Here is a 13005-nt window from a genome sequence, read left to right on the forward strand (position 1 = left end):
CATTGCTTTCTAGCCGAAATAGGCTCTGGCGAGGCTGTTGTAGAGGCCGCCGATTTCGCTGGCGAGTTCGTTCAACGCCTTCGTCGTCATGTCAGCCGGCTCCTTGATGGCGATGGCGGTGTTGAGCTGCAGGATCTCCTTGGCCGCCGCCGACATGTGCCCCTCGCCGCCGGTCGCCGGCAACAGTCCTATCTCGGCTTTCAGCCGTTCCAATTGGAACAGGATGGAGCGTGGATTGAGCGGATCGAGCGCCAGGAGATCGATCACCGTGCGCCGGCCGGCCTGCACCGGATATTGCCGGCGATGGGTCATGACGCTGTCGCCGATCTCCAGCATCATGTCCAGCGCGCCATCCGGCGCCGTGCCACCGGTCAGTCGGGCCAGCGTTCTGGCGATCTGGATGCCGCGCTCCAGCCGCCGGCCGATCTCGAGGAAGCGCCAGCCGGCGAAACGGTACATGTTCTCATGCAGCAGGCCCGAGAATCCCGCAAGCTTGCGCAGAATGACGGTCATGGCCCGCGTCGCGTCGTCGCCGGGCGCCACGGTGGTGGCGAACCGATGGATCGTCTTCGACAGATCCTTGAGCGCCAGCCAGCCATCCGGCGAGAAACGATCGCGGATCTGGCCGGCGCTGTAGACGGCGCTGTCGAGCATGCCGATCAATCCCGATGGGATCGCCGTTTCGACATCGATGCCGAGCGGTTCGAGATAGTCCCTGATATCTGCCAGCAGAGGCATGTCGGGATCGGATGTTTCGGCGAGCCGCACATGATAGGCGCGCAGGATGCGCACGGTGTCTTCCGAGCGTTCGATGTAGCGGCCAAGCCAGGTCAGGTTTTCCGCCGCGCGGCTGGGCAGGCTACCCGGCTTGGTGCGGTTGAAGCTGTCGCCCTCCTGCGGCAGCAGCGTCTCGCGCTCGACCGGCCTGTCGCTGACCACCCAGACATCAGCCGCCTGGCCGCCGCGCTGCATGGCCATCGCCGTCGGGTCGAGCGACATGCCGACTCGGGCGAAACCGCCCGGCATCACAGTCCATCCCTCGAGCGTGCGCGCCAGATAGACGCGCAAGCTTGCCGGCCGCGGTTCCAGCCAGCCTCCGACATAGACGGGTGTCGTCGAAAGTGTCACCGCTTCCTGGCCGACGAAGGCCTCGCCATCGCGTTCGATGCGCGCCACCAGCTCCGCCCGTTCCCCGGCCGATAGCGCCGAGCCGAGCTTTGTCTGTCCGTCATCCTCGAAGGCAAGTCTTGTCGACAGCGCCGGGCCGACCACCATCCGGTCGATATTGGCGAGCACATGGGCGCGCTCCGTCTCCTGCCCGCACCACCATGTCGCCACACTGGGCAAAAGCAGCTCCTCGCCCCACAATTCACGCGCGATCTTAGGCAGGAAGGCAAGCAGCGCACGCGTCTCCATCAGGCCGGAGCCAAGCGCATTGACGGTGGACACCGTTCCTTGCCGGATCGCTTCGACCAGGCCCGGCGTGCCGATCTGCGAATCCGCGCGCAGTTCGAGCGGATCGGCGAAGGCGGCGTCGAGCCGCCGCCACAGCACGCTGATCGGCATCAGGCCCGACACGGTGCGCACCATCAGCCTGCCGCCGGAAACGGTCAGATCCTCGCCTTCGAGCAGCATGATGCCGAGGTAGCGGGCGATATAGGCGTGTTCATAGTAGGTTTCGTTGAGCGGTCCCGGCGTCAAGATGGCGACGCGGCCGTCGCTCTCCTTTGCCATGCCGATCAGCGCATCGCGGAAGCGACGGAAGAAGCCGGCGAGCCGGTGCACATGCATCTCGCCATAGATGTCGGACAAAGCGCGCGTGGTGGCGACACGGTTCTCCAGCGCGAAACCGGCGCCCGAAGGCGCTTGGGTGCGGTCGCCCAACACCCACCAGCGGCCATCCGGGCCTCGGCCGAGTTCGAAGGCGCAGAAATGCAGGAAATGCCCTCCGGCCGGCCTGGTGCCGACCACGGGCCGCAAATATTCGGGGCTCGCCGCGATCAGCCCTGCCGGCAGGATGCCTTTTTCGACCAGCCGGTTCTGCCCATGGATATCGGCGACAATTTCCTCGAACAGGTCGGCGCGCTGCACCAGGCCGGCGCTGATCGTCTGCCACTCGCTGTCCTCGATGAGCACAGGGATGTGCGCCAGCGGCCATTCGCGCTCGTTGGCGCCCGCCTTGTCGTAGACGCGGTAGTAGACACCGGCATCGCGCAGATACTGGTCGGCGCGGGCGAAACGCTGGCCGAGCTTTTCGGCCCCGAGTTCGTCCAGCGCCTCGACAAAATGCTTCCAGACCGGGCGGGGATTGCCCGACGCGTCGACCATCTCGTCGACGACGCCGTCGATCGGCTGGTAGCGCTCCAGCAGGCTATGGGCCTGCGGCTTGCCGCGTACCCTTTTGTGATTCCCCTTTGCCATGTCAGATCACAGTCTTGGTGGACGCCTGAGGTCAAGGGTCATCGGGAAATCTTCCCCCGGCTGTTCCTCGCGCAACACATAGCCGGACGGGGTATGGCCGCGCGGTTCGAAGCGGGCGAGCCGCCGTGCCTCGGCCTCGTTGCCGTTGACCGGGAAGGTGTCGTAGCTGCGCCCACCGGGATGCGCGACATGGTAGACGCAGCCACCTACTGCCCGGTCGGACCAGCGGTCGTAGATGTCGAACACCAGCGGCGTGTTGACCGGAAGGGCCGGATGCAGGCCCGAGGCCGGCTGCCAGGCCTTGAAGCGCACGCCCGCCACCGCGACCTCCCGGTTGTCGGTCACCTTCATCGGCACGATGCGGCCGTTGCAGACGATCGCATGGCGCTCCGGATTGAGGCCTTCGGTCCTGACCTGCAGCCGTTCGACCGAGGAATCGACGAAACGCACGGTGCCGCCGATCGCGCCTTGCTCGCCCATCACATGCCATGGTTCCAGTGCCTGCCTGAGCTCCAGCTTGATGCCGGCATGCTGGACTTGGCCGCAGAAGGGAAAGCGGAATTCGAGCTGGGCGTCGAACCATTCGGGCCGGAACTCGAAACCATTGAGCTTGAGGTCGTCGAGCACATCGAGAAAGTCAGCCCAGACATAGTACGGCAGCATGAAGCGGTCATGCAGCGAGGTGCCCCAGCGCGCGAAGCGTCCGTCGAGCGGGTTCTTCCAGGCGCGTGCGATGATGGCCCGCACCAGCAATTGCTGCGCGAGAGACATGCGCGCATTGGGTGGCATCTCGAATCCACGGAATTCGACAAGGCCAAGCCGGCCGGTTGGACCATCCGGGGAAAACAGCTTGTCGATGCAGATTTCCGAGCGATGCGTATTGCCGGTGACATCGGTCAACAGATTGCGAAACAGGCGGTCGACCAGCCACGGCAAGGGTGCGGCCCCTTGGTCGGGATGCGGCACCTGCGCCATCGCGATCTCGAGCTCGTAGAGCGAATCGTGCCGCGCCTCGTCGAAGCGCGGTGCCTGGCTGGTCGGACCGATGAACAGGCCGGAGAACAAGTAGGACAGCGAGGGACGCCGCTGCCATTGCAGCACCAGGCTTTTCAACAGATCGGGCCGGCGCAGGAACGGGCTGTCATTAGGTGTGGCGCCGCCGACCACGACATGGTTGCCGCCGCCGGTACCGGTGTGGCGGCCGTCGATCATGAACTTGTCGGCGCCAAGCCGCGTCTGCCGCGCCTCGTCATAGATCGCCGTCGTCGTCGCCACGCAATCCTGCCAATTCGAGGCGGGATGGATGTTGACCTCGATTACGCCGGGATCGGGTGCCACGCGGATGACGTTGAGGCGAGGATCCTGCGGCGGGCCGTAGCCCTCGATATGCACGGGAAGGCCAATCGCCTTTGCCGCGTTCTCGGCAGCGGCGACGAGTTCGAGATAGTCTTCCAGCGCCTCGACCGGCGGCATGAAAACGCACAGCCTTCCGTCACGCGGTTCGACCGAAAGCGCCGTGCGCACCGCGCCGCCGATCTCGGTGATCTCCTGCTCGACCCGCTCCTGCTGGCCGGTCGCCGCCGTGAACGACACGGCCTGCTGGCGACGGGCCATTTCGTCGGCACCTTCCAGTTCGGCTGGCGCGGCCGTCGGCAAGATCGCTTCCCGCACGGGCAGCGGGCCACGTGGCAGCGACGGATCGACAGGCACGATGTAGGGGAACTGCGCCGGCGGCACGTAGGGCAGCGTGCCCAGCGGCAGACGATAGCCGACCGGGGAATCGCCCGGCACCAGGAACAGCCGGCCGCGCCGCGTCTTCCATTTTTCCGAGCGCCAGCGCGGATCGGACGCCTGGCTGTTCCAGCGCTGCACCGGCAGCACATAGCCGGACGGCTTGGTCAGCCCGCGCTCGAACACTTTCGCCATGCGGCTGCGTTCTTCCGGATCTTCCAGCTTGGAGTTGGACGGGTCGACATTCTCGGGCAGCTTGCCTTCCTTGAGCAGCCATTCGGCTGGGTCCTCATAGGCTTCGCTGACCATGGATGTGTCGATGCCCAGTTCGCCGGCGATCGCCGTCAGCAGGCTTTCGGCCTGTTTCGGCCCGACATCAGCCGAGCTTTTCTCCCGCGCGATCAGCGACGGGTCGCTCCACACCGGCTCGCCGTCGGCGCGCCAAAAGAGCGAGAAGGTCCAGCGCGGCAGGCTTTCACCGGGATACCATTTGCCCTGGCCGTAGTGCAGAAAGCCGCCGGGCGCGAAACGCTCGCGCAGGCGGCGGATCAGCGCGTCGGCCTTTTCACGCTTGGTCGGGCCGACGGCGGCGGTGTTCCACTCGGCGGCCTCGAAATCGTCGATCGATACGAAGGTCGGCTCGCCGCCCATGGTCAACCGCACATCCCCGGCCGCGAGCGCGGCATCGACCTTGTTGCCGAGTGCGTCGAGCGCCTGCCAGCTTTCATCCGAGAACGGCTTGGTGATGCGCGGATGCTCGGCGATGCGGTCGACCCGCATCGCGAAGCCGAACTCGACATTGGCAAAGCTCGCCATGCCCGAAATGGGTGCCGCATTGCGGAAATGCGGCGTGGCGGCCAGCGGAACATGGCTCTCGCCGGTGAGCAGACCGGAGGTCGGGTCGAAACCGATCCAGCCGGCACCGGGAAGATAGACCTCGCACCAGGCATGCAGGTCGGTGAAATCGACCGATGTGCCGGCCGGCCCATCGAGCGCGACAAGGTCGGGCTTGAGCTGGATCAGATAGCCCGAGACGAAGCGCGCGGCGATGCCGAGATTGCGCAGGATCTGCACCAGCAGCCAGCTCGAATCCCGGCAGGAGCCCTTGGCCGCCGCCAGCGTTTCCTCCGGTGAGAAGACGCCGGTCTCCATGCGCACGATATAGGCGATCTCGCGCTGCAGACGCGCATTGAGGTCGACGAGGAAATTGACCGTGTTGGGCGCGCTGCGATCGACGGATTCCAGGAAAGCCGAGAGAAGCGGCCCCGCCGGCTCCGGTGTCCGGTAGATGGCGAGATCATCCCTGATTTCTTCGGGATAATCGAACGGGAACGCCTCGGCCGACGGCTCGACGAAGAAGTCGAACGGATTGTAGACGGTCATATCGGCGACGAGGTCGACCTCGATCTTCAGTTCCGTCACCGGCTCGGGAAAGACGAAACGGGCGAGGAAATTGCCGTAGGGGTCCTGCTGCAGATTGACGAAGTGGTTCGCCGGCTCGACCTTCAGCGAATGGCTCAACACCTTGGTGCGGGAATGCGGTGCGGGCTGAAGCCTGATCACCTGGGGACCCAGAATCACCGGCCGGTCGTATTTGTAGTGGGTCAGGTGGTAGACGGCTGCCAGAATTGCCATGGGGCCCCATAGATCGGCGTTTAGCTTGCCGAACCCTGACACATCTGGCCGCCATTCTCCAAGCGGATGTTGCGGTGCACCTAAATTAAAGAACCCGTTGCCGGCTTAAAGTCGCTCAAAAGAACGCCTGTATCCCCGTCTGCGCCCTTCCCAGGATCAGCGCGTGCACGTCATGCGTGCCCTCATAGGTGTTGACGGTCTCCAGATTCTGCGCGTGGCGCATGACGTGGTAGCCGATCTGGATGCCGTTGCCGCCATGCATGTCGCGGGCCTGGCGGGCGATGTCGAGCGCTTTGCCGCAATTGTTGCGCTTGACGATCGAGATCATTTCCGGCGCCATCTTGCCCTCGTCGAGCAGGCGCCCGACGCGCAACGAAGCCTGCAGCCCCAAAGCGATCTCCGTCTGCATGTCGGCGAGCTTCTTCTGGTAAAGCTGGGTGCCGGCCAACGGCTTGCCGAACTGCTTGCGGTCGAGGCCATACTGCCGAGCGCGATGCCAGCAATCTTCCGCCGCACCCATCGAGCCCCAGGAGATGCCGTAGCGGGCCCGGTTGAGGCAACCGAACGGTCCACCGAGGCCCTTGGCGTTGGGCAGCAATGCGTCCTCGCCGACTTCGACGCCTTCCATCACCACTTCACCGGTGATCGACGCCCGCAGCGACAGCTTGCCGCCGATCTTCGGCGCCGACAGCCCCTTCATGCCTTTCTCCAGCACGAAACCGCGGATCTCGTCCTTGCCGTTCTCGCCCTTCAACTTCGCCCAGACGACGAATATGTCGGCGACCGGGGCGTTGGAAATCCACATCTTGGAGCCGGTCAGCTTGTAGCCGCTGGCGGTCTTTTCCGCGCGCGTCTTCATGCCGCCGGGGTCGGAGCCGGCATCCGGCTCGGTCAGACCGAAACAGCCGATCCATTCGCCGCTGGCGAGCTTCGGCAGGTACTTCTTGCGCTGCTCATCCGAGCCATAGGCATGGATCGGATACATCACCAGCGATGACTGCACCGACATCATCGAGCGATAGCCGGAATCGACGCGTTCGACTTCCCGCGCCACCAGCCCGTAGGTGACATAGTTGGCGCCGAGGCCACCGAACTCCTCCGGAATGTTGATGCCGAGCAGGCCGGCCTCGCCCATCTCGCGGAAGATCGCAGTGTCGAAAGTCTCGTTGAGATAGGCCTCCTCGATGCGCGGCGCGAGCTTGTCGGCGGCAAAGGCCGCCGCGCCGTCGCGCACCATGCGCTCGTCTTCCGAAAGCTGGTCCTCGATCAGGAACGGGTCTTCCCAGACGAATGCATTCTTGTCGGCGGCCATGGCTTGATCCTCACAAGGGTGAAGCCCGGCTTATCGGCCCGTGGCCTGAAAAAATCAAACGAAATTGCTTCACGGATCAATGAGCGTTAGGAATGGATCATGAGTGTTCAGCGCCGACTTTTGCCCAACATCAGCGCCCTCGCTGCCTTCGAGGCGGTGGCCCGGCTTGGGTCCTTCACCGCCGCCGCGCAGGAGCTTGACTTGACCCAGGGCGCTGTCAGCCGGCAGATCAGGCTATTGGAGGATCAGTTCGGCCGCCGATTGTTCGAGCGCGACAGCCGCAACGTCCGCCTGTCGACGGCAGGCGAAATCTATGCCGAGGCGGTACGCTCGGCACTTGGCCAATTGCGCGACGCAGCGCTCGGATTGATGAGCAATCGACATAGCGGTATCCTGAACCTGGCCATTTTGCCGACCTTCGGCACGCGCTGGCTGATGCCGATGATCCCCAATTTCGTCGAAAGCAATCCCGACATCACCATCAACTTCGTAACCCGCGTCGGCCGCTTCGACTTCGCCAGGGAGAGGCTGGACGCGGCCATCCACTACGGCTTGCCGGACTGGCCGGAAGCCCACTCGACGCTTCTGGTGCGCGAAACCGTGGCGCCGGTGGTGTCGCCGGAATTCCTCGCCGGCCGCGCCATCGCCACGCCGGCCGACATCGGTCTTTTGCCGCTGCTGCACATGACGACCCGCCCCGGCGCATGGACGGAATGGTTCGAAAATCAGGGGCTGAACGCGCCGACCGGACCAGGCATGCAGTTCGAACAGTTCGGCACGGCCGCCCAGGCCTGCATGGCGGGGCTCGGCGTGGCGCTGTTGCCGCTGCTCCTCATCGAGGGTGAATTACAGCGCGGCCAGCTTGTGCCAGCGCCCGGCCAGCCGATGCAAAGCCGCAGCGCCTATTACCTCGTCGTTCCCCACGACAAGCGCGGCTATCCGCCGGTTGCCAGTTTTCGAGACTGGCTGCTGGGGCAACTTGAGAAGGAGCCGGCCGTTCTGGCATGGTAGCTACTTCCGCTTCAGCGCATCCGCCAGCGCCGCGCCGAACGCACCTTGCTGTGCCGGCCGCTCCGGCTGGCGGTGCGGCGCCGGCGAGCGTGGCGCCGGCCGGCCGCCGCCATTGTCGCGCGGTCCGCCCTTCGATGCGCCGCCCTCGCCGGCATCCTTGCGCATGGAGAGTGCGATGCGCTTGCGCTTGATGTCTACATCGACGACGCGCACCTTCACCACGTCGCCGGCCTTGACCACCTCATGCGCGTCCTTGATGAAACGGTCGGCCAGTTGCGAGACATGCACCAGCCCGTCCTGGTGCACGCCGATATCGACGAACGCGCCAAACGCCGCGACGTTGGTGACGGTGCCTTCCAGCAGCATGCCGGGCTTCAGATCCTTGATGTCGTCGATGCCGTCGGCGAAGGTCGCCGTCTTGAAGCCGGGGCGCGGGTCGCGGCCTGGCTTTTCCAGCTCGGCAAGAATGTCGCGCACCGTCGGCAGGCCGAAACGCTCGTCGACGAAGACGCGCGGGTCGAGCGCCTTCAGCGCGGCACTGTCGCCCATCAGCGCGCGGACATCGCGGCCGCATGCGGCGACGATCTTCTTGGCCACGCCATAGGCTTCCGGATGCACCGACGAGGCATCGAGCGGCTCGCTGCCATTGGCAATGCGCAGGAATCCGGCGGACTGTTCGAACGCACGCGGCCCAAGCCGTGCCACCTTCAGCAGATCCTTGCGGCTGGCGAACGGGCCGGTCGCATCGCGATGCGCGACGATGGCTTCGGCGAGCGACGCGCCGAGGCCCGAAACGCGCGCCAGCAAGGGCGCCGAGGCGGTGTTGAGATCGACGCCGACCGCGTTGACGGCGTCCTCGACGACAGCCTCCAGCGAGCGGCCGAGCCGGTACTGGTCGACATCGTGCTGGTACTGGCCGACACCGATCGACTTCGGCTCGATCTTGACCAGTTCGGCCAGCGGATCCTGCAGCCGCCGCGCGATCGACACCGCGCCGCGCAGCGACACGTCGAGGCCGGGAAACTCGGCCGCCGCCGTCGCCGACGCCGAATAGACCGAGGCACCCGCCTCGCTGACGATCACCTTGAGCGGCTTCGGGCCTGCCCCCGCGGGCATGTCCGACAGCATGTCGGCCACCAGCTTCTCCGTTTCGCGGCTGCCGGTGCCGTTGCCGATCGAGATCAGCTCGACCTTATGCTGGCGGATCAGCGCGGCAAGCTCGGCCTGCGTGCCGCGCACATCGTTGCGCGGCGGAAACGGATAGACCGTCGTCGTTGCCACCAGCTTGCCGGTGCCGTCGACCACCGCGACCTTGACGCCGGTTCGGATGCCTGGATCGAGGCCCATCGTCGGCCGCGAGCCGGCGGGAGCCGCGAGCAGCAAATCCTTCAGGTTGCGGGCGAAGACATGGATCGCCTCTTCCTCGGCCCGCTCGCGCAGGTCGCGCATCAGATCGAGCGTCAGGTGCAGGGAAAGCTTGATCCGCCAGGTCCAGCCGGCGACCTCCATCAGCCAGCGGTCGCCCGGCAGGCTGCCGCCGATGGCGTAAGCGTTGGCGATCATCCGCTCGACCGGCTTCACCGGCGAGGTGTCATCCGCGTCGACCTCGATATCGAGCGACAGCACCTCCTCGTTGCGTCCGCGCAGCATGGCCAGCGCGCGGTGGCTTGGCGCCGTGGACCAACGCTCGACATGATCGAAGTAGTCCGAGAATTTCGCGCCGGCCTCCTGCTTGCCGTCGACCACCCTGGCGCGCAGGAAGGCGCGCTCCTTCATGTAGCTGCGCAGCTTACCGACCAGATCGGCATTTTCGGCGAACTGCTCCGACAGGATATCGCGCACGCCTTCGAGCGCGGCCTTGGTGTCGGCCACCTCTTCGGTGACATAGGCGAGCGCGACTTCCGCCGGCACCAACGAACGGTTGTTGAGAATGGCTTCGGCCAGCGGCCCCAGCCCGCGCTCCCTGGCGATCTCGGCCTTGGTGCGGCGCTTCGGCTTGTACGGCAGGTATATGTCTTCAAGCTCCGCCTTGGTGGCCGCCGCCCCGATCTTGGCTTCCAGGTCTGGCGTCAGCTTGCCCTGCTCGCGGATCGAGCCCAGGATGGTGTCGCGGCGGGCGTCGAGCTCGCGCAGATAAACAAGACGCTCGGCAAGGTCGCGCAGCTGCGTATCGTCCAGCCCGCCTGTCACCTCCTTGCGGTAGCGTGCCACGAACGGCACGGTCGCCCCTTCATCGAGCAGTCCGATCGCCGCGGCCGCCTGTTCGGGCCGCGCCTTGATTTCGGCTGCGATGATGGCTGCGATGCGCTTGATGTCGGATGCCATGTCGTTCCCACTCTCGTCGAAAAGAGCGGCGACCATAGGCGCACACGTTCAGTCCGCCAACCGCGACGTTTTCAACGGCGGCGGAGGTCCACAGGAAAGCGCGGACGATTGGATCGTCCGGGCTGGTCAGACCATCCGGCTCAGCGCCTCGAAAAACGCGACGATCTCGATATCGAGCGGATCGTCGACCGGCTCCGGCTGCGACGACATCTTGGCGATCACCACTTCGGTCCTGGGATCGACGTAAAGCCACTGGCCATGGATGCCGATGCCGCAATAGGCGCCATTTTCGAAGCCGGTCTGATACCATTTGTTGCGGTAGCGGCCTTTCGGGAACAGCGGCAGCATGGCACCGCGCTGCCAAGCCTCGGAATTGCCGCCAGTGCTGGTGGTGTCGCGCACCCAGGCCTCGGGAACGATGCGGCGGCCATTGGCCGTGCCGCCCTGCCGCATCATGTCGCCGATGCGCGCCAGGTCACGCGGCGTCACCGAAATGCCGCCGGCGGTGCGTGCCGTGCCTTCCATGTCGACGCCGACGGAGGCCTCGCTGACGGCGCCAAGCGGCAGCCACAGTTTTTCGCGCATCAAGTCGCAGAAGCGCTGCCCTGACGCGCGTTCCAAGAGAAGGCCGAGCAGGTCGGAATTGGGCGAGCGGTAGCGGAAGGTCTGGCCATGCGGCTCGGCAAGCCGCTGCAGGGTCAGGATGAATTCGCGCAGGCTTTCGGTGCCGCCGCCGGGATTCCACAGCGTCGCGCGGCGATAGCGGGCGAAGGCGCTTTCCGGATCGAGATAGGCCTCCTCGAAATCGAGGCTGACGCTCATGTCGAGCATATGCCGGACGCTCGCATCGCCATAGGCTGAGTCGGCGGCTTCGGGGATGTATTGCGTCACCGGCGCCTTGGGGTCGAACACCCGCTCGCCTTCCAGTATGCCGGCGATGATCGCGGTCACCGACTTGCTGATCGAGAAGATGATGTGGCGCGCGCCGAAATCCATATGCGGCGCGAACCAGTCGCCAACGATCTTGCCGCCCTTCATCACCGTCAGCGCGTCGGTGCTGGAGCGCAGGAGGAATTCAGCCATCGTCTCCGGTGCGCTCGCGACCGTGACCTTCTCGCCGAGCAAGCCACTGAGGTCTCGCATCGGTGCCTCGACACCGGCCGGCGCCGTCACGCGGGCGGTTGGCACCAGTTCGCCGAGATTCTGGAACGACCACCGGTTGAACGGGCCCGTGCGCCAGTTGCCGAGCAGCACCTCGTTACGGCGGAATCCGTATCGTGTCTCGAACGCGGTCTTGCCGGTCATGGCGTTTCCTTCCAGTCTTTTTCTTCTTGAGGTTTAGGCGAGCGCCGCAGCGATGCCGTGCACGGCCTTCAGCGTTGCCACGGAATAGGCCATGTTGCTGAAATCCGGGTAGGTCGACAGCTTCACCACCACCATTCCTGTGTTCCAGTCGATGTGGATCAACTGTCCGAACACGCCACGGCACATCAGTGCCCGCGAACTGGAATTCTCGATCCAGAACTGGTTGCGATAGCTGCCATCGGGCAGGCTGGCGGAGAAATCCGGACCATGCTTGCCAGTGCGCGTCGCCTCGATCCAGTCGGCCGGCACGATGCCACCGCCATCGTCGAGGATCAGCTGGCCAAAGCGGGCGTAGTCGCGCAGCGTCGCGTTGAAGCCGCCATCGGCCAGCGCATAGCCAGCGCTGTCCACGGTGATGCAGGCGCTTTCATCCGCGCCGAGCTTTTGCCAGAGCTCCTCGGAAACCAGCTGCGCCAGCCGCTTGCCGGTCACCCGTTCCATGATGAAGGCGAGCACGTCCGTCTCGATCGAGCGATATTCAAACCGAGCGCCGTGCGGGCGCACGGTCTCTTTCAAGCCCAGGATCAGCTCGAACATGTGAGAGGGCCAGCGGAAAGCCGGATCGCTGCCCGGTGGCACCGGCTTCCAGCCGGTGGCGACATCGACCTGGCCGATGTCGGAATAGCGGTCGGTGTATTCCTCGGAGAACCGCACGCCGGTGGTCATATCAAGCACATGCTGGACGCTGGCGCCGGCCCAGCCGGTGGCGCCGAGTTCCGGCAAATAATCGGTGACCGGCCTGGCCGGATCGATCAGGCCGCGCCCGGCTAATATGCCGAACACCGTGCCGGTGACGGACTTCGCCATCGACTGCGACAGATGCAGCGTGCGCTCGTCCATGCCATTGAAATAGCGCTCATAGGCTATCCTGCCGTCCTTGAGCACCAGGAAGCCGTCCGTATAGGTCTCGTCGAGCAAGCCGGCGAGTGTCGAAGGCCTGCCCTCGCTGTCCTCGACAGCCAGCCCGTCGAGATCGACCTCGGCGCGTTCGAGGCGGCGGCGGTGACCAGTGCCGCGCCAGACTTCGGCGGTCGGCAGAATTTCCCTGATGTGCTGGAAAGCCCAGCGGTTCCAGGGCGGCCTGTCCCAGTCCAGCTTTGGCGGCACCATGGCGGGCGGCGAGCCCTGCATGATTGGCGGCCGCGGATCGCTGTTGCGATAGGAGTCCATGAAAGGCCGTTCCCGGAAAAGAAAAGACCCGGCGG

Annotated in this window: 7 protein-coding genes; 1 reads left to right on the forward strand and 6 read right to left on the reverse strand. The window is 65.2% G+C overall.

The features are described 5' to 3' along the window. Positions 1 to 9: 9 nt before the first annotated feature. The 3 genes from FJW08_RS10620 to FJW08_RS10630 all read right to left on the reverse strand — a co-directional run bounded on the left by FJW08_RS10620 (position 10) and on the right by FJW08_RS10630 (position 7099). Complete coding sequence (locus FJW08_RS10620) at positions 10 to 2421, reverse strand: circularly permuted type 2 ATP-grasp protein (protein ID WP_140810488.1); 2412 nt, start codon at positions 2419 to 2421, stop codon at positions 10 to 12. A gap of 6 nt (positions 2422 to 2427) precedes the next feature. After that, the gene (locus FJW08_RS10625) at positions 2428 to 5787 is read right to left on the reverse strand and encodes a transglutaminase family protein (protein WP_140810489.1); all 3360 of its coding nucleotides are present in this window, start codon (positions 5785 to 5787) and stop codon (positions 2428 to 2430) included. A gap of 115 nt (positions 5788 to 5902) precedes the next feature. Beyond that, positions 5903 to 7099 carry an acyl-CoA dehydrogenase gene (locus FJW08_RS10630; RefSeq protein WP_140810490.1) on the reverse strand — a complete coding sequence of 399 codons (1197 nt, stop codon included), beginning with the start codon at positions 7097 to 7099 and terminating at the stop codon, positions 5903 to 5905. Between the two features lie 99 nt (positions 7100 to 7198). Here FJW08_RS10630 and FJW08_RS10635 point away from each other — a divergent pair, with 99 nt between their 5' ends. After that, a complete protein-coding gene (locus FJW08_RS10635; protein WP_140810492.1) occupies positions 7199 to 8110 on the forward strand; it encodes a LysR family transcriptional regulator in 912 nt (303 codons plus the stop codon). On the opposite strand, the gene FJW08_RS10640 is transcribed toward FJW08_RS10635, so the two are convergent. From FJW08_RS10640 to FJW08_RS10650, 3 genes are all read right to left on the reverse strand, one after another. Next, positions 8111 to 10435 carry a Tex family protein gene (locus FJW08_RS10640; RefSeq protein ID WP_140810493.1) on the reverse strand — a complete coding sequence of 775 codons (2325 nt, stop codon included), beginning with the start codon at positions 10433 to 10435 and terminating at the stop codon, positions 8111 to 8113. A gap of 126 nt (positions 10436 to 10561) precedes the next feature. Then, entirely contained in the window at positions 10562 to 11740 is a 1179-nt protein-coding gene (locus tag FJW08_RS10645) for a serine hydrolase (protein WP_140810494.1), read from the reverse strand. Positions 11741 to 11773: 33 nt separating this feature from the next. Continuing rightward, on the reverse strand, positions 11774 to 12970 hold the full coding sequence (locus tag FJW08_RS10650; RefSeq protein WP_140810496.1) for a serine hydrolase: 1197 nt from the start codon (positions 12968 to 12970) through the stop codon (positions 11774 to 11776). Positions 12971 to 13005 lie beyond the last annotated feature (35 nt).

The organism is Mesorhizobium sp. B3-2-1, assembly GCF_006439515.1.
GTDB lineage: Bacteria > Pseudomonadota > Alphaproteobacteria > Rhizobiales > Rhizobiaceae > Mesorhizobium.